Source organism: Pseudomonas sp. S3E12 (assembly GCF_001702295.1).
In the GTDB taxonomy this organism is placed as follows: Bacteria; Pseudomonadota; Gammaproteobacteria; order Pseudomonadales; family Pseudomonadaceae; genus Aquipseudomonas; species Aquipseudomonas marginalis.
This window is the reverse complement of sequence record NZ_MBDT01000038.1, coordinates 61534-85000: the sequence shown is the minus strand read 5'-3', so window position 1 is coordinate 85000 and position 23467 is coordinate 61534. Positions and strand designations below refer to the sequence as shown.

The 23467-nt window shown below is 55.0% G+C and carries 20 protein-coding genes, 4 tRNA genes and 2 rRNA genes (1 of these 26 cut by a window edge); all 26 read left to right on the top strand.

Annotated features, from left to right (window positions below):
• A 23S ribosomal RNA gene (locus BB029_RS31670) occupies positions 1-837 on the top strand (it extends 2055 nt beyond the left edge of the window).
• Between the two features lie 152 nt (positions 838-989).
• Positions 990-1105, top strand: a 5S ribosomal RNA gene (gene rrf, locus BB029_RS31665).
• Between the two features lie 166 nt (positions 1106-1271).
• Positions 1272-2231, top strand: coding sequence for a bifunctional biotin--[acetyl-CoA-carboxylase] ligase/biotin operon repressor BirA (gene birA / locus BB029_RS31660; protein ID WP_065942266.1), 960 nt, complete (start codon positions 1272-1274; stop codon positions 2229-2231).
• Positions 2221-2970, top strand: coding sequence for a pantothenate kinase (locus tag BB029_RS31655; RefSeq protein ID WP_065942265.1), 750 nt, complete (start codon positions 2221-2223; stop codon positions 2968-2970). The genes birA and BB029_RS31655 overlap by 11 nt, the downstream gene beginning before the upstream one ends.
• 7 nt (positions 2971-2977) lie before the next feature.
• Positions 2978-3424, top strand: coding sequence for a hypothetical protein (locus BB029_RS31650; RefSeq protein ID WP_027605161.1), 447 nt, complete (start codon positions 2978-2980; stop codon positions 3422-3424).
• Between the two features lie 142 nt (positions 3425-3566).
• Positions 3567-3651, top strand: a tRNA-Tyr gene (locus BB029_RS31645).
• 23 nt (positions 3652-3674) lie between these two features.
• A tRNA-Gly gene (locus BB029_RS31640) sits at positions 3675-3748 on the top strand.
• Positions 3749-3774: 26 nt separating this feature from the next.
• Positions 3775-3850: transfer RNA gene (locus BB029_RS31635), tRNA-Thr, on the top strand.
• A gap of 159 nt (positions 3851-4009) precedes the next feature.
• Positions 4010-4085: transfer RNA gene (locus BB029_RS31630), tRNA-Trp, on the top strand.
• A gap of 45 nt (positions 4086-4130) precedes the next feature.
• A complete protein-coding gene (secE, locus tag BB029_RS31625) occupies positions 4131-4499 on the top strand; it encodes a preprotein translocase subunit SecE (protein WP_027605162.1) in 369 nt (122 codons plus the stop codon).
• 9 nt (positions 4500-4508) lie between these two features.
• Positions 4509-5042: a transcription termination/antitermination protein NusG gene (gene nusG / locus BB029_RS31620; RefSeq protein WP_003176436.1), complete on the top strand. Its 534-nt coding sequence runs from the start codon at positions 4509-4511 to the stop codon at positions 5040-5042.
• A 117-nt stretch (positions 5043-5159) separates the two neighbouring features.
• Positions 5160-5591, top strand: a complete 432-nt coding sequence (rplK, locus tag BB029_RS31615; protein ID WP_003176435.1) for a 50S ribosomal protein L11 — start codon at positions 5160-5162, stop codon at positions 5589-5591.
• A complete protein-coding gene (gene rplA / locus BB029_RS31610; RefSeq protein WP_003176434.1) occupies positions 5591-6286 on the top strand; it encodes a 50S ribosomal protein L1 in 696 nt (231 codons plus the stop codon). The genes rplK and rplA overlap by 1 nt, the downstream gene beginning before the upstream one ends.
• Positions 6287-6485: 199 nt before the next feature.
• Positions 6486-6986 (top strand): 50S ribosomal protein L10, encoded by a 501-nt coding sequence (gene rplJ, locus BB029_RS31605; protein ID WP_003176433.1) that lies wholly within the window; start codon positions 6486-6488, stop codon positions 6984-6986.
• A gap of 78 nt (positions 6987-7064) precedes the next feature.
• A complete protein-coding gene (rplL, locus tag BB029_RS31600) occupies positions 7065-7430 on the top strand; it encodes a 50S ribosomal protein L7/L12 (protein ID WP_027605163.1) in 366 nt (121 codons plus the stop codon).
• Between the two features lie 219 nt (positions 7431-7649).
• Positions 7650-11723, top strand: a complete 4074-nt coding sequence (gene rpoB, locus BB029_RS31595; RefSeq protein ID WP_027605164.1) for a DNA-directed RNA polymerase subunit beta — start codon at positions 7650-7652, stop codon at positions 11721-11723.
• Positions 11724-11787: 64 nt separating this feature from the next.
• Positions 11788-15987, top strand: a complete 4200-nt coding sequence (rpoC, locus tag BB029_RS31590) for a DNA-directed RNA polymerase subunit beta' (RefSeq protein ID WP_065942264.1) — start codon at positions 11788-11790, stop codon at positions 15985-15987.
• A 216-nt stretch (positions 15988-16203) separates the two neighbouring features.
• Positions 16204-16575 (top strand): 30S ribosomal protein S12, encoded by a 372-nt coding sequence (gene rpsL / locus BB029_RS31585; RefSeq protein WP_002555494.1) that lies wholly within the window; start codon positions 16204-16206, stop codon positions 16573-16575.
• A 118-nt stretch (positions 16576-16693) separates the two neighbouring features.
• Entirely contained in the window at positions 16694-17164 is a 471-nt protein-coding gene (gene rpsG, locus BB029_RS31580) for a 30S ribosomal protein S7 (protein ID WP_002555493.1), read from the top strand.
• 30 nt (positions 17165-17194) lie between these two features.
• The gene (fusA, locus tag BB029_RS31575; protein ID WP_003210087.1) at positions 17195-19300 is read left to right on the top strand and encodes an elongation factor G; all 2106 of its coding nucleotides are present in this window, start codon (positions 17195-17197) and stop codon (positions 19298-19300) included.
• 30 nt (positions 19301-19330) lie between these two features.
• Complete coding sequence (gene tuf / locus BB029_RS31570; protein WP_027605166.1) at positions 19331-20524, top strand: elongation factor Tu; 1194 nt, start codon at positions 19331-19333, stop codon at positions 20522-20524.
• A gap of 157 nt (positions 20525-20681) precedes the next feature.
• Positions 20682-20993, top strand: a complete 312-nt coding sequence (gene rpsJ, locus BB029_RS32680; RefSeq protein ID WP_003186070.1) for a 30S ribosomal protein S10 — start codon at positions 20682-20684, stop codon at positions 20991-20993.
• An 81-nt stretch (positions 20994-21074) separates the two neighbouring features.
• Entirely contained in the window at positions 21075-21710 is a 636-nt protein-coding gene (gene rplC / locus BB029_RS31565; protein ID WP_007253310.1) for a 50S ribosomal protein L3, read from the top strand.
• 12 nt (positions 21711-21722) lie between these two features.
• Positions 21723-22325 (top strand): 50S ribosomal protein L4, encoded by a 603-nt coding sequence (gene rplD, locus BB029_RS31560; RefSeq protein ID WP_003176424.1) that lies wholly within the window; start codon positions 21723-21725, stop codon positions 22323-22325.
• On the top strand, positions 22322-22621 hold the full coding sequence (rplW, locus tag BB029_RS31555; RefSeq protein WP_002555488.1) for a 50S ribosomal protein L23: 300 nt from the start codon (positions 22322-22324) through the stop codon (positions 22619-22621). Before rplD ends, rplW begins: the two co-directional genes overlap by 4 nt.
• A 14-nt stretch (positions 22622-22635) precedes the next feature.
• Positions 22636-23460 carry a 50S ribosomal protein L2 gene (rplB, locus tag BB029_RS31550; RefSeq protein WP_003210080.1) on the top strand — a complete coding sequence of 275 codons (825 nt, stop codon included), beginning with the start codon at positions 22636-22638 and terminating at the stop codon, positions 23458-23460.
• The last annotated feature ends 7 nt before the right edge of the window (positions 23461-23467 follow it).

The window sequence follows — 23467 nt, the reverse complement described above, 5'->3', positions numbered from 1 at the left end:
TGAACCTTTACTATAGCTTTGCACTGGACTTTGAATTTGCTTGTGTAGGATAGGTGGGAGGCTTTGAAGCGTGGACGCCAGTCTGCGTGGAGCCAACCTTGAAATACCACCCTGGCAACTTTGAGGTTCTAACTCAGGTCCGTTATCCGGATCGAGGACAGTGTATGGTGGGTAGTTTGACTGGGGCGGTCTCCTCCTAAAGAGTAACGGAGGAGTACGAAGGTGCGCTCAGACCGGTCGGAAATCGGTCGTAGAGTATAAAGGCAAAAGCGCGCTTGACTGCGAGACAGACACGTCGAGCAGGTACGAAAGTAGGTCTTAGTGATCCGGTGGTTCTGTATGGAAGGGCCATCGCTCAACGGATAAAAGGTACTCCGGGGATAACAGGCTGATACCGCCCAAGAGTTCATATCGACGGCGGTGTTTGGCACCTCGATGTCGGCTCATCACATCCTGGGGCTGAAGCCGGTCCCAAGGGTATGGCTGTTCGCCATTTAAAGTGGTACGCGAGCTGGGTTTAGAACGTCGTGAGACAGTTCGGTCCCTATCTGCCGTGGACGTTTGAGATTTGAGAGGGGCTGCTCCTAGTACGAGAGGACCGGAGTGGACGAACCTCTGGTGTTCCGGTTGTCACGCCAGTGGCATTGCCGGGTAGCTATGTTCGGAATAGATAACCGCTGAAAGCATCTAAGCGGGAAACTAGCCTCAAGATGAGATCTCACTGGGACCTTGAGTCCCCTGAAGGGCCGTCGAAGACTACGACGTTGATAGGTTGGGTGTGTAAGCGCTGTGAGGCGTTGAGCTAACCAATACTAATTGCCCGTGAGGCTTGACCATATAACACCCAAGCAATTTGCGTCGAAAGGCCAGATTGCGGTGTGTGAAGACGCAATGAACCGAAAGTTCGAGATTTCACAAAACACCGACAGCTGTCACATACCCAATTTGCTGAAGCGAGGCCCGCTGGCCACGACTCAGTACCCGAATTTCTTGACGACCATAGAGCATTGGAACCACCTGATCCCATCCCGAACTCAGCAGTGAAACGATGCATCGCCGATGGTAGTGTGGGGTTTCCCCATGTGAGAGTAGGTCATCGTCAAGATTAAATTCCGAAACCCCATTTGCGAAAGCAGATGGGGTTTTGTTTTGGGCGGTCGAAAAGTGCGAAGAGGCGCCTCGGGAGGGGCTTCAATGCTAAAGTCCGGCCTTTCTATGCAATGACCCTGCGCATGGCTATCATGCGTGCCTCATTGTGAGGCGATACTTGCATGCTGACGTTGTTAGAACTTCTAAAAGATGGCCGATTCCATTCCGGAGAAGCACTTGGCGCAGCCCTGGGCGTTAGTCGCAGTGCAGTCTGGAAGCAGCTCCAGCATCTTGAGGCCGAATTGAATCTGTCGGTCCACAAGGTTCGTGGGAGGGGATATCAATTAGCTTCGCCGCTGGTTTTCTTGAGTTCCGAGCAGATTGCACTGCATACGTCTTCCCTCGCGTGGCCTATCCATATCTACGACTCCATCGACTCGACAAATGCCGAGGCTCTGCGCCTTGTTGAGGTTGAGCGTGCGACGCCGTACCTGGTGCTTGCGGAGCAGCAAACGGCGGGAAGAGGGCGACGTGGTCGAAAGTGGGTCAGCCCATTTGCTCAGAATGTGTATTACAGCCTCTTATTGCGTATCGAGAATGGTCCTCGACAGCTGGAAGGCCTGAGCCTCGTGGTTGGCTTAGCGGTCATGCAGGCACTGCGAGAGTCTGGAGTGCGGGGTGCGGCTTTGAAGTGGCCAAACGACGTCCTGGTGGGGCAGAAGAAGATTGCCGGGATTTTACTGGAGCTCGTAGGGGATCCTGCGGATATTTGCCACGTTGTCCTCGGCATCGGTATTAACGTGAATATGCAGAAGTCTGAAGAGGTTGATCAGCAATGGACGTCAGTGCAGTTGGAGACGCGGTCTCCAGTTGATCGTAACTCTCTGGTGGCACGCCTGTGCTTGCAGTTGCAAAGCTACTTGGATCGACACAGGGCGCTAGGTTTTTCATCGCTTCGGGATGAGTGGGAAAAAGGTCATGCCTGGCAGGGAAAGGCGGTGTCACTCATAGCGGGTGCCAACCGTATCGATGGGGTGGTGCTGGGTATCGACGGTCAGGGGGCACTACGTTTAAGTGTCGGTGGTGTTGAGAAAACATACAGTGGTGGTGAGTTAAGCCTGAGGTTGCGTGATGATTCTTGAGCTCGACTGTGGGAATAGCTTCATCAAGTGGCGCGTACTTGATTTGGATCGGGCGACGGCATCTGCAGAAGGTGTCGCTAGTTCGGATGTTGCATTGATTGAAAGCCTGTCAGTGCTGCCTGGTGTGTTACTGACACATTGCCGGTTGGTGAGTGTTCGTGCTCTGGACGAAACAAAAAATCTGGTTGATGCGCTGGTGGAGGCCTTTGGCGTTGCGGTTTCCTGTGCTGTTTCTGCGCGAGAAATGGCTGGGGTGCGCAACGGTTACGAAGATTTCGAGCGTCTTGGTCTTGATCGCTGGTTAGCAATGCTGGGCGGCTTCAAATTGGCCTCGGGCGCATGCCTGGTGCTTGATTTCGGCACGGCTGCTACTGCAGATTTTGTTGCTGGTGATGGTGAGCATTTAGGTGGCTTCATCTGTCCTGGTATGCCCCTCATGCGTAATCAGCTGCGCACGCATACGCGCAAGATACGTTACGACGATGCAGCTGCTGAAAGAGCCTTGGAGCGCCTATCGCCAGGGCATACGACCGTAGAGGCTGTAGAGCGTGGCTGTACGTTGATGCTCAGAGGGTTTGTGCTGACCCAGCTTGAGCTGGCCCGAAGTTATTGGGGGGATAACTTCACTGTATTCCTGACGGGGGGCGATGCTGATTTGGTGAGGGATGCGGTGCCTCAGGCTCGACTCGTTCCTGATTTGATTTTCGTAGGTCTGGCAATGGCGTGCCCTTTATCTTGAGGTGTTTATGCGTTGGCTGTTTTTGCTTTTATTGATCCTGAACGCCTTCTACTACATATGGCATCAGCAAGAGGCGCCGTTGCGTGCTAAAGACGTGACCCCTCTGAGCCTCTATCGGAATACGCAGCAGGATATTCGCCTGCTGAGCGAGTCTTCCGACGCTGTAGTGCGCAAGGATCGGGCTAAGGCATCTGATGCGCAAAATACTTGCTTATACATTGGTGGCTTTGCCGACCAGCGACAGGCGCAATTCCTTGAGCAGCGCCTCACTAGCCTGGATATAAAGGTTAAGGTGCAGCTGCTGAGTGCTCCTGATGCGCAAGGTTACTGGCTTCGAGTTGCCCCGGAAAGCCGACGCCTGGCTGACGACCTACCCTTTGAAAACCTTGCTAAGGAATTCAATGAGTTAAAACACAAAATAATGCTGTGCGAAGGCATTGCAACTCTCGAATAGTTTGCATAGAATGGCGCCCGCTCCGCAGTGAAGACCTTTAAGGTCTAAGGCGCGAAGCGAAGGTCAATGCAGCTAACCTCATATTTTTAATGAGAAAATGCTTGACAGAAGGCCGGCGTGATGTAGAATGCCGGCTCGCTTAGGAGGGGTTCCCGAGCGGCCAAAGGGATCAGACTGTAAATCTGACGTCTACGACTTCGAAGGTTCGAATCCTTCCCCCTCCACCATTTTAGCGTGAGCTGCAAGCTCCGCGGGTATAGTTTAGTGGTAGAACCTCAGCCTTCCAAGCTGATGATGCGGGTTCGATTCCCGCTACCCGCTCCAAGTTTGCAGGTTGTGCATTGTGTTTCGCTCTTGTAGCTCAGTTGGTAGAGCACACCCTTGGTAAGGGTGAGGTCAGCGGTTCAAATCCGCTCAAGAGCTCCATATAACAAGGCAGATATGAAAATATCTGCCTTTGTTTTAACGGCTGGCTCGGCTTGATGGTGTTCAGATCGCTTGTTGTTGAGTGATTTCAAGTCTTTGGGGGTTGGTTGTTGTAAAGTCTTTTTCGGGTCTGCATAATGGTCGGCCTGATTTTGTTTTAGGTCAGTAGCTCAATTGGCAGAGCGACGGTCTCCAAAACCGTAGGTTGGGGGTTCGATTCCCTCCTGACCTGCCAGATTCACGTGGTGTGTCTGGCTTTCTTTTCACAGGATCTTCATAGATGACTCCTAAGGCTGAAGCTCAAAGCTCTCGTTTCGATCTCGTCAAGTGGCTCGCTGTGGTCGCTTTGGTGGTCGTGGGCGTTGTTGGCAACCAGTACTATTCTGCTTCGCCGATCCTGTACCGCGTTCTCGTTTTGCTCGCCCTTGCTGCTGTAGCTGCCTTTGTAGGCCTGCAGACTGCCAAAGGCAAGTCTTTCGCGGTCCTGGTGAAGGAAGCTCGCACCGAGATTCGTAAAGTCGTTTGGCCAACTCGCCAAGAAACCACGCAGACCACGTTGATTGTTGTGGCTGTTGTTCTGGTTATGGCGTTGCTGTTGTGGGGGCTTGATTCCCTGCTCGGCTGGCTTGTTTCCTTGATTGTTGGCTAAGGGTGTCCCGTGGCTAAGCGTTGGTACGTTGTGCATGCTTACTCGGGTTACGAGAAGCATGTTATGCGCTCTTTGCTGGAGCGCGTAAAGCTGGCAGGCATGGAAGATGGCTTCGGCGAAATTCTGGTTCCCACTGAAGAAGTGGTTGAAATGCGGAATGGTCAGAAGCGCAAGAGTGAGCGCAAGTTCTTTCCTGGCTACGTGCTGGTACAGATGGACATGAACGAAGGTACTTGGCACTTGGTCAAGGACACTCCTCGTGTTATGGGTTTTATCGGCGGTACTGCTGATAAGCCTGCTCCGATCACTGACAAAGAGGCAGAAGCAATTCTGCGTCGTGTCGCCGACGGTAGCGACAAGCCCAAGCCGAAGACGTTGTTCGAGCCGGGTGAGGTTGTTCGTGTCACAGATGGTCCGTTTGCTGATTTCAACGGGACCGTCGAAGAGGTTAACTACGAAAAGAGCCGGATCCAGGTCGCGGTGCTCATTTTCGGTCGCTCTACTCCGGTAGAGTTGGAATTCAGCCAGGTCGAGAAGGTCTAGCTGAGTAAGCATCCCAACCCCGCAGCCTTAGGCTGTGGGGTTTTGTCGTCACTGGGATAAACGCGCAAGTAACCGGGGAGCCTTTCGAGGCGCTTGAACCCGTAATTGGAGTGCCTCATGGCCAAGAAGATTACCGCTTACATCAAGCTGCAAGTGAAGGCCGCTCAGGCCAACCCAAGCCCACCTGTTGGTCCAGCCCTGGGTCAGCACGGCGTGAACATCATGGAATTCTGCAAGGCTTTCAACGCCCGTACTCAGGGTCTTGAGCCAGGTCTGCCGACTCCAGTGATCATCACTGTATACAGCGACCGTAGCTTCACTTTCGAAACCAAGTCGACCCCGGCTTCGGTTCTGCTGAAGAAGGCTGCTGGTCTGACTAGCGGTTCCGCTCGTCCTAACACCGTTAAGGTTGGCACCGTAACTCGTGCTCAGCTGGAAGAAATCGCGAAAACCAAAAACGCGGATCTGACTGCAGCTGATATGGATGCAGCCGTGCGTACCATCGCCGGTTCTGCTCGTAGCATGGGCCTTAACGTGGAGGGTGTGTAATGGCTAAGCTGACCAAGCGCCAAAAGGCTATCGCCGGCAAAATCGAAGCGGGCAAGTCCTACAATTTTGTAGACGCTGCTGCTCTGCTGACCGAGCTGTCGACTGTCAAGTTCAGCGAGTCCGTTGACGTTGCTGTAAACCTGGGTGTTGACCCACGTAAATCTGACCAGGTCGTTCGTAGCGCTACTGTGCTGCCACACGGTACTGGTAAGACTGTTCGTGTAGCTGTCTTCACCCAAGGCCCTGCAGCTGAAGCTGCTCTGGCCGCCGGCGCTGACCGCGTTGGTATGGACGACCTGGCTGCCGAAATGAAAGGCGGCGACCTGAACTACGACGTAGTTATTGCTTCCCCGGACGCAATGCGTGTTGTGGGTCAATTGGGTCAGATCCTGGGTCCACGTGGCCTGATGCCTAACCCTAAGGTCGGCACCGTAACGCCAGACGTAGCTACCGCGGTTAAAAACGCCAAGGCTGGTCAGGTTCGTTATCGCACCGACAAAAACGGCATCATTCACACCTCCGTTGGCAAGGTCGGCTTCGACGCCGTCAAGCTGAAGGAAAACGTTGAAGCCCTGATCGCCGATCTGAAGCGTATCAAGCCAGCTTCCTCGAAAGGTATCTACGTCAAGCGCGTTACCCTGAGCACCACCATGGGCCCAGGCCTGGTCATCGACCAAGGCTCGCTGGACGTATAAGACACAAATTGGCGTAAGCGATTGCGCCAATTGAAAGATTGGGGTCCCTGCCTGGCGGGGGCTATCCAAGACCGTAGGCGACGCAAGTCTTAAACCAACAAGCCTACGCAGATGGTGCTCCCGGTTCCTTACCGAATCAGACACCAAAACGACATCCGGCTCCGGCCAGATGAAACGGTAACAAGCAGGAGTTAAACCCGTGGCAATTAATCTCGAAGACAAGAAGGCCATCGTCGCTGAAGTCAACGAGGCTGCCAAAGCTGCTCTGTCCGCTGTCGTGGCTGATGCCCGTGGTGTGACAGTAGGCGCTATGACCGGACTCCGTAAAGAGGCTCGTGAAGCTGGCGTATACGTACGTGTTGTACGTAACACCCTGCTCAAGCGCGCCGTTGCTGACACTGAATACAGTGTCCTCAACGACGTGTTCACTGGCCCGACTCTGATTGCCTTCTCCAAGGATCATCCAGGCGCTGCTGCCCGTTTGTTCAAAGAGTTCGCTAAGAGTCAGGATAAGTTCGAGATCAAGGCAGCTGCGTTCGAGGGCAAGTTCCTCGCAGCTAACCAAATCGACGTACTGGCAACACTGCCGACCCGCAACGAAGCCATTTCGCAGCTGATGAGCGTGATTCAAGGCGCTACCAGCAAGCTGGCTCGTACTCTGGCTGCAGTTCGCGAGCAAAAAGAAGCTGCCGCGGCCTAAGGCTGAGCAACTTCTCTCGCGTATTTTTGTTTATTTCGATGGCCGCGTAGGCCGTCCCCCAATTCAGGAAATACAGCAATGTCTATCTCCCAAGACGATATCCTCAACGCCGTAGCTGAAATGTCGGTTCTGCAGGTTGTTGAGCTGATCAAAGCTTTCGAAGAAAAATTCGGCGTTTCCGCTGCCGCTGCTTCCGCTGGCCCAGCTGCTGCTGCTGCCGTTGTTGAAGAGCAAACCGAATTCAACGTCATGCTGACCGAAGCTGGCGAGAAGAAAGTAAACGTGATCAAGGCAGTACGTGAACTGACCGGTCTGGGCCTGAAAGAAGCCAAGGCTGTAGTTGACGGCGCTCCTGCCATGGTTCTGGAAGCTGTTGCCAAAGAAGCAGCTGACAAAGCCAAAGCTACTCTGGAAGAAGCAGGCGCTAAAGTCGAGCTGAAGTAAGCATCGACCTTGCGTCTCCAGCCCAAGCGTTAAGCTGAAGGCTGATGGCTGGTGGCTCTTGCCACCGGCCTTTTTCCGTTCTTGGCTGTCGACTCGGTCGCCGCCATTAACGCGCTGTAGCCACCCGATGCGGTGGTGCAAACCATGGGGTTTGCAAGATTTTCTGGCTGCTCCCGTCGGGAGGGCCAAACAAGCAGGTGACCAAGCTGGGGAACGCTGATGGCTTACTCATATACTGAGAAAAAACGTATCCGCAAGGACTTTAGCAAGTTGCCGGACGTCATGGATGTCCCGTACCTTCTGGCTATCCAGCTGGATTCGTATCGTGAATTCTTGCAGGCGGGAGCGACCAAAGATCAGTTCCGCGACGTGGGCCTGCATGCGGCCTTCAAATCCGTTTTCCCGATCATCAGCTACTCCGGCAATGCTGCGCTGGAGTACGTCGGTTATCGCCTGGGCGAACCGGCATTTGATGTCAAAGAATGCGTGTTGCGCGGTGTTACGTACGCCGTACCTTTGCGGGTAAAAGTCCGTCTGATCATTTTCGACAAAGAGTCGTCGAACAAAGCGATCAAGGACATCAAAGAGCAAGAAGTCTACATGGGCGAAATCCCATTGATGACTGAGAACGGTACCTTCGTTATCAACGGTACCGAGCGCGTTATCGTTTCCCAGCTGCACCGTTCCCCGGGCGTGTTCTTCGACCACGACCGCGGCAAGACGCACAGCTCCGGCAAGCTCCTGTACTCCGCGCGGATCATTCCGTACCGCGGTTCGTGGTTGGACTTCGAGTTCGATCCGAAAGACTGCGTGTTCGTGCGTATCGACCGTCGTCGCAAGCTGCCGGCCTCGGTACTGCTGCGCGCGCTCGGCTACACCACTGAGCAAGTCCTGGATGCGTTCTACACCACCAACGTATTCAGCCTGAAGGATGAAACCCTCAAGCTGGAGCTGATCGCTTCGCGTCTGCGTGGTGAAATTGCTGTCCTGGACATTCAGGATGAAAAGGGCAAGGTCATCGTTGAGGCTGGCCGTCGTATCACTGCGCGCCACATCAACCAGATCGAAAAAGCGGGTATCAAAGAGCTGGAAGTTCCCCTGGACTATGTCCTGGGCCGTACTACCGCGAAGGTCATCGTTCACCCGGCTACAGGCGAAATCCTGGCTGAGTGCAACACCGAGCTGAACACCGAGATCCTGGCGAAAATCGCCAAGGCGCAGGTTGTTCGCATCGAGACCCTGTACACCAACGATATCGACTGCGGTCCGTTCGTCTCCGACACCCTGAAGATCGACTCCACCAGCAACCAATTGGAAGCGCTGGTAGAAATCTATCGCATGATGCGTCCTGGCGAGCCACCAACCAAAGACGCCGCAGAAACCCTGTTCAACAACCTGTTCTTCAGTCCTGAGCGCTACGACCTGTCTGCGGTCGGCCGGATGAAGTTCAACCGTCGTATCGGTCGCACCGAGATCGAAGGTTCGGGTGTGCTGTGCAAGGAAGACATCGTTGCGGTCTTGAAGACTCTGGTCGACATCCGTAACGGCAAAGGCATCGTCGATGACATCGACCACCTGGGTAACCGTCGTGTTCGCTGCGTAGGCGAAATGGCCGAGAACCAGTTCCGCGTTGGCCTGGTGCGTGTTGAGCGTGCGGTCAAAGAACGTCTGTCGATGGCTGAAAGCGAAGGCCTGATGCCGCAAGACCTGATCAACGCCAAGCCAGTGGCTGCGGCGGTGAAAGAGTTCTTCGGTTCCAGCCAGCTCTCGCAGTTCATGGACCAGAACAACCCGCTTTCCGAGATCACCCACAAGCGCCGTGTTTCCGCACTGGGCCCGGGCGGTCTGACCCGTGAGCGTGCTGGCTTTGAAGTGCGTGACGTACACCCGACTCACTACGGTCGTGTATGCCCAATCGAAACGCCGGAAGGCCCGAACATCGGTCTGATCAACTCCCTGGCCGCCTATGCGCGCACCAACCAGTACGGCTTCCTTGAGAGCCCGTACCGTGTGGTGAAAGACGCTCTGGTCACCGACGAGATCGTGTTCCTGTCTGCCATCGAAGAAGCTGATCACGTGATCGCTCAGGCTTCGGCCACGATGAACGACAAGAAAGTCCTGATCGACGAGCTGGTAGCTGTTCGTCACCTGAACGAGTTCACCGTCAAGGCGCCGGAAGACGTCACCTTGATGGACGTATCGCCGAAGCAGGTAGTTTCGGTCGCCGCGTCGCTGATCCCGTTCCTGGAACACGATGACGCCAACCGTGCGTTGATGGGTTCCAACATGCAGCGTCAAGCTGTACCGACCCTGCGTGCCGACAAGCCGCTGGTAGGTACCGGCATGGAGCGTAACGTAGCCCGTGACTCCGGCGTTTGCGTCGTGGCTCGTCGTGGTGGCGTGATCGACTCCGTTGATGCCAGCCGTATCGTGGTTCGTGTTGCTGATGACGAAGTTGAAACGGGTGAAGCCGGTGTCGACATCTACAACCTGACCAAATACACCCGCTCGAACCAGAACACTTGCATCAACCAGCGTCCGCTGGTGCGTAAGGGTGATCGCGTTCAGCGTAGCGACATCATGGCTGACGGTCCGTCCACCGACATGGGTGAGCTGGCTCTGGGTCAGAACATGCGCATCGCGTTCATGGCATGGAACGGCTTCAACTTCGAAGACTCCATCTGCCTGTCCGAGCGTGTGGTTCAAGAAGATCGCTTCACCACGATCCACATTCAGGAACTGACCTGTGTGGCGCGTGACACCAAGCTTGGGCCAGAGGAAATCACTGCAGACATCCCGAACGTGGGTGAAGCTGCACTGAACAAACTGGACGAAGCCGGTATCGTTTACGTAGGCGCTGAAGTGGGTGCGGGCGACATCCTGGTTGGTAAGGTCACTCCGAAAGGCGAGACCCAACTGACTCCGGAAGAGAAGCTGCTGCGTGCCATCTTCGGTGAAAAAGCCAGCGACGTTAAAGACACCTCCCTGCGTGTACCTACCGGTACCAAGGGTACTGTCATCGACGTACAGGTCTTCACCCGCGACGGCGTCGAGCGTGATGCTCGTGCGCTGTCCATCGAGAAGACCCAGCTCGACGAGATCCGCAAGGACCTCAACGAAGAGTTCCGTATCGTTGAAGGCGCGACCTTCGAACGTCTGCGTTCCGCCCTGGTAGGCCACAAGGCTGAAGGCGGCGCAGGCCTGAAGAAAGGTCAGGACATCACCGACGAAATCCTCGACGGTCTTGAGCACGGCCAGTGGTTCAAACTGCGCATGGCTGAAGATGCTCTTAATGAGCAGCTCGAGAAGGCCCAGGCCTATATCGTTGATCGTCGCCGTCTGCTGGACGACAAGTTCGAAGACAAGAAGCGCAAACTGCAGCAGGGCGATGACCTGGCTCCAGGCGTGCTGAAAATCGTCAAGGTTTACCTGGCAATCCGTCGCCGCATCCAGCCGGGCGACAAGATGGCCGGTCGTCACGGTAACAAAGGTGTGGTCTCCGTGATCATGCCGGTTGAAGACATGCCGCACGATGCCAATGGCACCCCGGTCGATGTCGTCCTCAACCCATTGGGCGTACCTTCGCGTATGAACGTTGGTCAGATCCTTGAAACCCACCTTGGCCTAGCGGCTAAAGGTCTGGGCGAGAAGATCAATCGTATGATCGAAGAGCAGCGCAAGGTTGCTGACCTGCGTAAGTTCCTGCACGAGATCTACAACGAGATCGGCGGTCGTAAGGAAGAGCTGGATACCTTCTCCGACCAGGAAATCCTGGATCTGGCGAAGAACCTGCGCGGTGGCGTTCCAATGGCTACCCCGGTGTTCGACGGTGCCAAGGAAAGCGAAATCAAGGCCATGCTGAAACTGGCAGACCTGCCAGAAAGCGGCCAGATGCAGCTGTTCGACGGCCGTACCGGCAACAAGTTCGAGCGCCCGGTTACTGTTGGCTACATGTACATGCTGAAGCTGAACCACTTGGTAGACGACAAGATGCACGCTCGTTCTACCGGTTCGTACAGCCTGGTTACCCAGCAGCCGCTGGGTGGTAAGGCTCAGTTCGGTGGTCAGCGTTTCGGGGAGATGGAGGTCTGGGCACTGGAAGCATACGGTGCTGCTTACACTCTGCAAGAAATGCTCACAGTGAAGTCGGACGATGTGAACGGTCGTACCAAGATGTACAAAAACATCGTGGATGGCGATCACCGTATGGAGCCGGGCATGCCCGAGTCCTTCAACGTGTTGATCAAAGAAATTCGTTCCCTCGGCATCGATATCGATCTGGAAACCGAATAACACGTGACGCGAATCGAGAGCGGGGCTGTTTAGCCCGCTCTCTGCTCCGCCAGGAGGAAAGGCCTTGAAAGACCTACTGAATTTGCTGAAAAACCAGGGTCAAGTCGAAGAGTTCGACGCCATCCGTATTGGATTGGCATCGCCTGAGATGATCCGTTCGTGGTCGTTCGGTGAAGTTAAAAAGCCGGAAACCATCAACTACCGTACGTTCAAACCTGAGCGTGACGGCCTGTTCTGCGCCAAGATCTTTGGCCCGGTAAAGGATTACGAGTGCCTGTGCGGTAAGTACAAGCGCTTGAAGCACCGTGGTGTGATCTGCGAAAAGTGTGGCGTTGAAGTTGCACTGGCCAAGGTTCGTCGTGAGCGCATGGCGCACATCGAGCTGGCTTCGCCGGTTGCCCACATCTGGTTCCTGAAATCGCTGCCGTCCCGTATCGGCTTGCTGATGGACATGACCCTGCGTGATATCGAACGCGTTCTCTACTTCGAGAGCTATGTCGTTATCGATCCAGGCATGACTACCCTTGAAAAAGGTCAGCTGCTGAACGACGAGCAGTACTTCGAGGCGTTGGAAGAGTTCGGTGATGATTTCGATGCCCGCATGGGTGCCGAAGCTGTCCGCGAACTGCTGCACGCTATCGACCTGGAGCACGAGATTGGTCGTCTGCGCGAAGAAATTCCGCAAACCAACTCCGAAACCAAGATCAAGAAACTGTCCAAGCGTCTGAAGTTGATGGAAGCCTTCCAGGGTTCCGGCAACCTGCCAGAGTGGATGGTGCTGACTGTTCTGCCGGTTCTGCCGCCGGATCTGCGTCCGCTGGTACCGTTGGATGGCGGTCGCTTCGCGACTTCCGACCTCAACGACCTGTACCGCCGTGTGATCAACCGTAACAACCGCTTGAAGCGCCTGCTCGATCTGTCCGCTCCGGACATCATTGTGCGCAACGAAAAGCGTATGTTGCAGGAAGCTGTCGATGCACTGCTCGACAACGGTCGTCGTGGCCGCGCTATCACCGGTTCCAACAAGCGTCCTCTGAAATCCTTGGCTGACATGATCAAGGGTAAGCAAGGTCGTTTCCGTCAGAACTTGCTCGGTAAGCGTGTTGACTACTCTGGTCGTTCGGTAATTACCGTAGGCCCGACCCTGCGTCTGCACCAGTGCGGTCTGCCTAAGAAGATGGCACTTGAGCTGTTCAAGCCATTCATCTTCGGCAAGCTGGAAATGCGCGGTCTCGCGACCACCATCAAAGCGGCCAAGAAAATGGTCGAGCGCGAGCTGCCAGAGGTTTGGGACGTTCTCGCTGAAGTGATTCGCGAACACCCGGTTCTCCTCAACCGTGCACCGACCCTTCACCGTCTGGGTATCCAGGCGTTTGAACCGGTACTGATCGAAGGTAAGGCTATCCAGCTGCACCCTCTGGTCTGTGCTGCGTACAACGCCGACTTCGACGGCGACCAAATGGCCGTGCACGTACCGCTGACACTGGAAGCCCAGTTGGAAGCCCGTGCGTTGATGATGTCGACCAACAACATTCTGTCGCCAGCCAACGGTGAGCCAATCATCGTTCCGTCGCAGGACGTTGTATTGGGTCTGTACTACATGACCCGTGAGGCGATCAACGCCAAAGGCGAAGGTCGTGTGTTCGCTGACCTGCAGGAAGTTGACCGTGTGTTCCGTGCCGGCGAAGCCGCACTGCACGCCAAGGTCAAAGTGCGTATCAACGAAACTGTCAACGACCGTGATGGCGGCAGCGTGAGCGGCACCCGTATTGTCGACACCACCGTTGGCCGTGCGCTGTTGTACCAGGTTGTGCCAAAAGGCCTGTCGTACGACGTCGTCAACCTGCCGATGAAGAAAAAGGCGATCTCCAAGCTGATCAACCAATGCTATCGCGTGGTTGGCCTGAAAGAGACCGTGATCTTCGCTGACCAGTTGATGTACACCGGTTTTGCCTATTCGACCATTTCCGGCGTTTCCATCGGTGTTAACGACTTCGTTATCCCTGATGAAAAAGCCCGCATCATCAGTGCTGCTACTGATGAAGTGAAAGAGATCGAAAGCCAGTACGCCTCGGGCCTGGTAACACAGGGCGAGAAGTACAACAAAGTGATCGACCTTTGGTCCAAGGCCAACGACGAAGTGTCCAAGGCGATGATGGCCAACCTCTCGAAAGAGAAAGTCATCGACCGTCACGGCGACGAAGTTGACCAAGAGTCCTTCAACTCGATGTACATGATGGCTGACTCGGGCGCACGGGGTTCTGCTGCGCAGATCCGTCAGCTCGCCGGTATGCGTGGCCTGATGGCCAAGCCGGACGGCTCCATCATCGAAACGCCGATTACTGCGAACTTCCGTGAAGGTTTGAGCGTACTCCAGTACTTCATCTCCACTCACGGTGCTCGTAAAGGTCTGGCGGATACCGCGTTGAAAACGGCTAACTCCGGTTACCTGACGCGTCGTCTGGTAGACGTTGCGCAAGATCTGGTTGTCACCGAGATCGACTGCGGCACCGAGCACGGCCTGCTGATGACTCCGCACATTGAAGGCGGTGACGTTGTAGAGCCGCTGGGTGAGCGCGTATTGGGTCGTGTTATTGCCCGTGACGTATTCAAGCCAGGTACCGAGGAAGTTATTGTTCCTGCCGGCACTCTGGTTGATGAGAAGTGGGTCGAGTTCATCGAACTCAACAGCATCGATGAAGTGATCGTTCGCTCGCCGATCAGCTGCGAAACCCGCTACGGCATTTGCGCCAAGTGCTACGGTCGTGACTTGGCTCGTGGCCACCAGGTGAACATCGGTGAAGCGGTCGGCGTTATTGCCGCCCAGTCCATCGGTGAGCCGGGTACCCAGCTGACCATGCGTACGTTCCACATTGGTGGTGCGGCAAGCCGGACCTCCGCAGCCGACAGCGTTCAGGTGAAGAATGGCGGTACTGTCCGCCTGCACAACCTGAAGCACGTTGAGCGAGTGGATGGTCACCTGGTTGCTGTGTCCCGTTCCGGTGAGCTGGCAATCGCTGATGACTACGGTCGTGAGCGTGAGCGCTACAAGCTGCCGTACGGTGCTGTGATTTCGGTTAAAGAGGGTGACAAGGTCGACGCTGGCGCAATCGTGGCCAAGTGGGATCCGCACACTCACCCAATCGTTACCGAAATGAAAGGTACCGTGACCTACGTGGGCATGGAAGAAGGCATCACGATCAAGCGTCAGACTGACGAATTGACCGGTATGACCAACATTGAAGTACTCGACGCGAAAGATCGTCCTGCTGCCGGTAAGGACATCCGTCCTGCTGTGAAGATGGTCGACGACAACGGCAAGGATCTGTTGCTGCCAGGCACTGACGTAATCGCTCAGTACTTCCTGCCAGCCAACGCCCTGGTCGGTGTAGCGGATGGTGCGAAGATCGCGATCGGTGATGTTATCGCGCGTATCCCGCAAGAGACTTCGAAGACCCGCGACATCACCGGTGGTTTGCCGCGTGTTGCCGACTTGTTCGAAGCTCGTCGTCCGAAAGAAGCGTCGATTCTGGCAGAAGTCAGCGGCACCATCGCGTTCGGTAAAGAAACCAAGGGCAAGCGCCGTCTGGTCATTACCCCGAACGACGGTACCGATCCGTACGAAGAGCTGATTCCAAAGTGGCGTCACCTGAACGTGTTTGAAGGCGAACAGGTAAACCGCGGCGAAGTGATCTCCGACGGCCCGAGCGATCCACACGACATCCTGCGTCTGCTGGGTGTGAGTGCGCTGGCCAAGTACATCGTCAACGAGATCCAGGACGTTTACCGCCTGCAAGGCGTGAAGATCAACGATAAGCACATCGAGACCATCCTGCGTCAGATGCTGCGTAAAGTTGAGATCGCTGAATCCGGCGATTCCAGTTTCATCAAGGGCGACCAGATGGAACTGACTCACGTGCTGGTGGAAAACGAGCGTCTGGCTGGCGAAGAGAAATTCGTTTCCAAGTTCACTCGCGTACTGCTGGGTATCACCAAGGCGTCGTTGTCCACTGAGTCGTTCATCTCGGCGGCCTCCTTCCAGGAGACCACTCGCGTACTGACCGAAGCAGCGGTAACCGGCAAGCGCGATTACCTGCGCGGCCTGAAAGAGAACGTGGTCGTGGGTCGTCTGATCCCGGCTGGTACCGGTTTGGCCTATCACAGCGAGCGTAAGCGTCGCCGTGATGCTGACAAGCCGTTGCGCGTAAGCGCCAGTGAAGTGGAAGCTGCACTGACCGAAGCACTGAACTCAAGCGGTAACTGAGTTCTGCGGTAAATAAGTCTGGGCCCTGGCAGTCCCATTCGTCGGATCAAGGCAGTTTTGCCCGGGTTCGACGGGAGGGGAGGTCGGGGCCTTGCCTTGACTGGGGGCAAGATCCTCTTTAGACTCTTGTACCCCTAAATTTGGCGGGAATTCGTTCCTGCCATTTTGCTTTTCTTGCAAGACAATAGCGTCGCAAGACAACAGTGGAGCTAGTAGATGGCAACTATCAACCAGCTGGTACGTCAGCCGCGTAAGCGTATCGTCGAGAAATCCGACGTGCCTGCGCTGCAGAACTGCCCGCAACGTCGTGGCGTATGCACCCGTGTGTATACCACCACGCCGAAAAAACCTAACTCGGCACTGCGTAAAGTATGCCGTGTGCGCCTGACCAACGGTTTCGAGGTTTCCTCGTACATCGGCGGTGAAGGCCACAACCTGCAAGAGCACAGCGTGGTACTGATCCGCGGCGGTCGTGTAAAAGACTTGCCAGGTGTTCGTTATCACACCGTACGCGGCTCCTTGGATACTTCCGGCGTTAAAGGTCGTAACCAGGGTCGTTCGAAGTACGGTACCAAGAAGCCTAAGTAGTAGCGGCTTTTTGTAAAACTGAATCATCTTATTTTCTGAGTCGATAAGAGTAAGGTCGGAGGCGTCCCGAAAGGGCACCGATTCCGAGCGAACCTGAAGACCGTTTGAGGGCTTATCCATGCCAAGAAGACGCGTAGCAGCCAAGCGCGAAGTGCTTGACGATCCAAAATACGGAAGCCAAATTCTGGCCAAGTTCATGAACCACGTGATGGAAAGCGGCAAGAAAGCCGTTGCCGAGCGTATCGTTTATGGCGCGCTGGAGAAGGTTAAAGAACGCAAGAACAGCGACCCCCTGGAAATCTTCGAGAAAGCTCTCGACGCCATCGCTCCGCTGGTCGAAGTGAAGTCGCGCCGTGTAGGCGGTGCGACTTACCAGGTTCCGGTCGAAGTTCGTCCGTCCCGTCGTAACGCTCTGGCAATGCGCTGGTTGGTAGACTTCGCCCGTAAGCGCGGCGAGAAGTCTATGGCTCTGCGTTTGGCCGGCGAACTGTTGGACGCTGCTGAAGGTAAAGGTGCTGCTGTTAAGAAGCGTGAAGACGTGCACCGTATGGCTGAAGCTAACAAAGCTTTCTCGCACTACCGCTTCTAATCTTAGCTTCACTAATTTTGCGAGGGCTTTATGGCTCGTACTACTCCGATTAGCCGCTACCGTAACATCGGTATCGTTGCTCACGTGGATGCTGGTAAAACCACCACCACCGAGCGCGTACTGTTTTACACCGGCAAAAGTCACAAAATGGGCGAGGTGCATGATGGCGCCGCGACCACAGACTGGATGGTTCAGGAGCAGGAGCGTGGTATTACCATTACTTCTGCTGCTATTACCGCCTTCTGGAAAGGTTCCGAGAAGCAGTACAAAGATGAGCACCGCTTCAACGTTATCGATACCCCAGGCCACGTAGACTTCACTATTGAAGTTGAGCGTTCCCTGCGCGTACTCGACGGCGCTGTCGTTGTGTTCTGCGGTACCTCGGGTGTCGAGCCTCAGTCGGAAACCGTATGGCGTCAAGCCAACAAATACGGCGTTCCACGTCTTGTTTACGTAAACAAGATGGACCGTGCTGGTGCCAACTTCCTGCGCGTGATCGGTCAGATCAAGCAGCGTCTGGGTCATACTCCGGTGCCAATCCAATTGGCTATCGGTTCCGAAGACAACTTCCAGGGTCAGATCGATCTGATCAACATGGAAGCGGTCTACTGGAATGACGCTGACAAAGGTATGGTTCCTGTTCGCAAGCCTATCCCTGCAGAATTGCAGGAACTGGCTGACGAGTGGCGCAACAACATGGTTGAGGCTGCCGCCGAAGCCAGCGAAGAGCTGATGAACAAGTACCTCGAAGGTGAAGAACTCACCAACGTGGAAATCAAGGCTGCTCTGCGTCAGCGTACTATCGCTGGTGAGATCGTCTTGGCTGTTTGCGGTTCTTCCTTCAAGAACAAGGGTGTTCCCCTCGTTCTCGACGCCGTGATCGACTACCTGCCTGCTCCTACCGACATTCCTGCTATCAAGGGTACCAACCCTGATAACGAGGAAGAAGAGATGGAGCGTCATGCTGACGACAGCGAGCCGTTCTCGGCTCTGGCGTTCAAGATCGCTACCGACCCATTCGTGGGTACTCTGACCTTCGTCCGCGTTTACTCGGGCGTGTTGGCCTCCGGCGACGGCGTGATCAACTCGGTCAAAGGCAAGAAAGAGCGTGTGGGTCGTATGGTGCAAATGCACGCAAACGCCCGTGAAGAGATCAAGGAAGTGCGCGCTGGTGACATCGCGGCCTTGATCGGCATGAAGGACGTCACCACTGGTGAGACTTTGTGCGACGCTGCCAAGCCAATCATCCTGGTTCGCATGGACTTCCCGGAGCCGGTTATTTCGGTTGCCGTAGAGCCTAAGACCAAGGATGACCAGGAAAAAATGGGTATCGCTCTGGGCAAGCTTGCTCAGGAGGATCCATCTTTCCGCGTCAAAACTGATGAAGAGACTGGTCAAACGATCATCTCTGGCATGGGCGAGTTGCACCTGGACATCCTGGTTGACCGGATGCGCCGTGAGTTCAACGTTGAAGCCAACATCGGTAAGCCTCAGGTTTCCTATCGTGAGCGCATCACGAAGAACTGCGAAATCGAAGGCAAGTTCGTTCGTCAATCCGGCGGTCGTGGTCAGTTCGGTCACTGCTGGATCCGTTTTGCTCCTGCTGACGAAGGTCAGGAAGGTCTGCAATTCGTGAACGAAGTAGTGGGTGGTGTTGTTCCTAAGGAATACATCCCTGCTATCCAGAAGGGTATCGAAGAGCAGATGAAGAACGGTGTTGTTGCCGGCTATCCGCTGATCGGCCTGAAAGCAACCGTTTTTGACGGTTCTTACCACGACGTCGACTCCAACGAGATGGCGTTTAAGGTGGCTGCTTCCATGGCAACCAAGCAACTGGCCCAGAAGGGCGGTGGTGAGTTGCTTGAGCCAATCATGGCGGTAGAAGTTGTTACACCTGAAGACTATATGGGTGATGTCATGGGCGACCTTAACCGTCGTCGCGGCATGATCTTGGGTATGGAAGACACGGTTTCCGGCAAAGTGATTCGCGCCGAGGTTCCGTTGGGTGAGATGTTCGGTTATGCGACCGACGTTCGCTCCATGTCCCAGGGTCGCGCAAGCTACTCTATGGAATTCAAAAAATACAACACAGCTCCGGCGCACATCGCTGAAACTGTATCCAAAAAACAAGGCTGATTCAGTCCTTTAGGCAAGGAGTTAATTGTCGTGGCTAAAGAAAAATTTGATCGTTCCCTACCGCACGTCAACGTTGGCACTATCGGTCACGTTGACCACGGTAAAACCACTCTGACCGCAGCTCTGACTCGCGTCTGCTCCGAGGTTTTCGGTTCGGCAGTCGTTGATTTCGATAAGATCGACAGCGCTCCAGAAGAAAAAGCTCGTGGTATCACCATCAACACCGCGCACGTCGAGTACAACTCGAAGATCCGTCACTACGCTCACGTTGACTGCCCAGGTCACGCTGACTATGTGAAGAACATGATCACTGGTGCTGCCCAGATGGACGGCGCGATCCTGGTTTGCTCGGCCGCTGATGGTCCGATGCCACAAACCCGTGAGCACATCCTGCTGTCCCGTCAAGTAGGCGTTCCGTACATCGTGGTTTTCCTGAACAAGGCTGACCTGGTAGACGACGCTGAGCTGCTGGAACTGGTTGAGATGGAAGTGCGCGATCTGCTGAGCACTTACGACTTCCCAGGCGACGACACTCCGATCATCATCGGTTCTGCTCGTATGGCGCTGGAAGGCAAAGACGATAACGAAATGGGCACCACTGCCGTTCGTAAACTGGTTGAAACCCTGGACAGCTACATCCCAGAACCAGTTCGTCTGACCGACAAGCCATTCCTGATGCCAATCGAAGACGTATTCTCGATCTCCGGTCGTGGTACTGTTGTGACTGGTCGTATCGAGCGCGGTATCGTTCGCGTTCAAGATGCTCTGGAAATCGTTGGTCTGCGTGACACTACCAACACTGTCTGCACTGGTGTTGAAATGTTCCGCAAGCTGCTCGACGAAGGTCGTGCTGGCGAGAACTGCGGCGTTCTGCTGCGTGGTACCAAGCGTGACGACGTTGAGCGTGGCCAGGTTCTGGTTAAGCCAGGTTCGGTTAAGCCGCACACCAAGTTCACCGCAGAAGTTTACGTTCTGAGCAAGGAAGAAGGCGGTCGTCACACTCCGTTCTTCAAAGGCTACCGTCCACAGTTCTACTTCCGTACTACTGACGTGACTGGTAACTGCCAGCTGCCAGAAGGCGTTGAAATGGTAATGCCAGGCGATAACATCCAAATGGAAGTTACCCTGATCAAGACCATCGCAATGGAAGACGGTCTGCGCTTCGCTATCCGTGAAGGCGGCCGTACCGTTGGTGCTGGTGTTGTAGCTAAAATCATCGAGTAAGCGTCTCTTCTGAGATAGCTTCGATGCTTTGAAAAGCCCCCGCTCAGCGGGGGCTTTTTTATTGGGTTGACACCTATCTAGGGCGTCTATAGAATTGCGCCTCCTTTTAACGGGCGTATTGCGCTCGCTGGGAATAGCAGCCGGAGTCTGAAATCCAATGCAAAATCAGCAAATCCGTATCAGGTTGAAGGCTTTTGACCATCGCCTGATCGACCAATCCACCCAGGAAATCGTGGAAACCGCGAAACGTACTGGTGCTCAAGTGCGTGGTCCAATTCCACTGCCTACCCGTAAAGAGCGGTTCACCGTTCTGGTCTCCCCGCACGTCAACAAAGACGCGCGTGACCAGTACGAGATCCGTACTCATAAGCGCGTACTGGACATCGTCCAGCCAACGGATAAAACCGTTGATGCTCTTATGAAGCTCGATCTGGCGGCCGGTGTGGAAGTACAGATCAGCCTCGGCTAAGACTTGGGTCTTAGTCGTGTAACGCTCTGAAATGGGCGGCCATAGCGGGTGAAAGCCCCGTACACTCATGAGGTTTACAACATGACTATTGGTGTAGTCGGTCGTAAATGCGGTATGACCCGTATTTTCACCGAAGAAGGTGTCTCCATTCCGGTTACGGTCATTGAGATCGAGCCGAATCGCGTCACCCAGTTCAAAACTGAAGAAACCGATGGCTATCGTGCAGTGCAAGTCACTGTCGGCGAGCGTCGCGCTTCGCGTGTGACTGCTGCTCAAGCAGGTCACTTCGCTAAAGCAAACGTTGCAGCTGGTCGTACTGTCATGGAGTTCCGTCTTGAAGAAGGCGACTACCAGGCTGGCGATCTGATCAACGCTGAAATCTTCGCTGCTGGTCAACTGGTTGATGTAACCGGTCAGTCCAAAGGTAAAGGCTTCCAGGGTACGATCAAGCGTTGGAATTTCCGTGGTCAAGACAACACTCACGGTAACTCCGTTTCCCACCGCGTCCCGGGCTCTATTGGCCAGTGCCAGACTCCTGGTCGTGTATTCAAGGGCAAAAAAATGTCCGGTCATATGGGCGCTGAGCGCGTGACCGTGCAGTCCCTCGAAGTAGTGCGCGTCGACGCTGAACGCAATCTGTTGTTGGTCAAGGGTGCTGTTCCTGGCGCTACTGGCGGCAACCTGGTTGTACGTCCAGCGGCCAAGGCTCGCGGTTAAGGGGAAGCTGACATGCAATTAAATGTAAATGACGCTCAAGCGATCGAAGTTTCCGAACTGACATTTGGCGGCGAATTCAACGAGACGCTGGTTCACCAAGCAGTCGTGGCCTACATGGCCGGCGGCCGTCAAGGTAGCAAGCAGCAAAAGACCCGTTCCGACGTTCGTGGTGGCGGTAAGCGCCCTTGGCGTCAGAAAGGTACTGGCCGTGCTCGTGCCGGTACTATCCGTAGCCCAATCTGGCGCGGCGGTGGTACCACTTTCGCAGCTCGTCCGCAGGATCACTCTCAGAAGCTCAACAAGAAGATGTATCGCGCAGCACTGCGCTCCATCCTTGCTGAACTCGTGCGTACTGATCGCCTGGTCGTGGTTCAGGACTTCGCTGTTGAAAGTCCAAAAACCAAAGATCTGCTGGGCAAACTGAACAACATGAGCCTGACCGACGTTTTGATCGTGTCTGAAGCTGTTGATCAGAACCTGTACCTGGCTGCTCGTAACCTGCCACACGTTGATGTACGTGACGTGCAAGGTTCCGATCCAGTTAGTCTGATCGCATACGACAAGGTGTTGATCACCGTGTCGGCCGTGAAGAAATTCGAGGAGCTGCTGGGATGAACCAGGAACGCGTATTTAAAGTTCTGCTTGGCCCGCACGTTTCCGAAAAGGCTACGGTTCTGGCTGACAAGAAAGGCCAGTTCGTTTTCAAGGTTGCAACTGACGCAACCAAGCTGGAAATCAAGAAGGCCGTCGAAAGCCTGTTCAGCGTGAAAGTTGAGCGTGTTACTACCCTGAATGTTCTGGGTAAGAGCAAGCGCACTGCTCGCGGTCTGGGCAAGCGTAATGACTGGAAGAAGGCAGTTATCTCCCTTCAGCCAGGCCAAGATCTCGATTTCAGCAGCAGTGCTGAGTAAGGAAGGGGTGCATCATGGCAATCGTTAAATGCAAACCGACTTCCCCTGGCCGCCGTTTTGTGGTCAAGGTGGTCAACCAGGAGCTGCATAAAGGCGCTCCTCACGCACCGCTGCTCGAGAAGAAATCGAAGACTGGTGGTCGTAACAACAATGGTCGTATTACCACTCGTCACATTGGTGGTGGCCATAAGCAGCATTATCGTCTGGTCGACTTCCGTCGCAACGACAAAGATGGCATCGCTGCCACTGTCGAGCGTATCGAATACGATCCAAACCGTACTGCTCACATCGCTCTGCTGCTGTACGCAGATGGCGAGCGTCGCTACATCATCGCGCCTAAAGGCGTGAGTGCTGGCGACCAGCTGATCGCAGGTGCCCTGGCACCGATCAAGCCGGGCAACGCTCTGCAGCTGCGTAACATTCCAGTTGGTAGCACCGTACACGGCATCGAATTGAAGCCAGGTAAAGGCGCGCAAATCGCTCGTTCCGCTGGTGCTTCGGCTCAGCTGATCGCTCGTGAAGGTGTCTACGTGACCCTGCGTCTGCGTTCTGGTGAGATGCGTAAAGTGCTGGCTGAATGCCGCGCGACCCTGGGTGAAGTCTCGAACTCCGAGCACAGCCTGCGTTCGCTGGGTAAAGCTGGTGCCAAACGCTGGCGTGGCGTTCGCCCAACCGTTCGTGGTGTTGCCATGAACCCGGTTGACCACCCACACGGTGGTGGTGAAGGTCGTACCTCTGGTGGTCGTCATCCGGTATCGCCATGGGGCTTCCCGACTAAGGGCGCGAAGACTCGTGGTAATAAGCGTACCGACAAAATGATCGTCCGTCGTCGCAAGTAAATAGAGG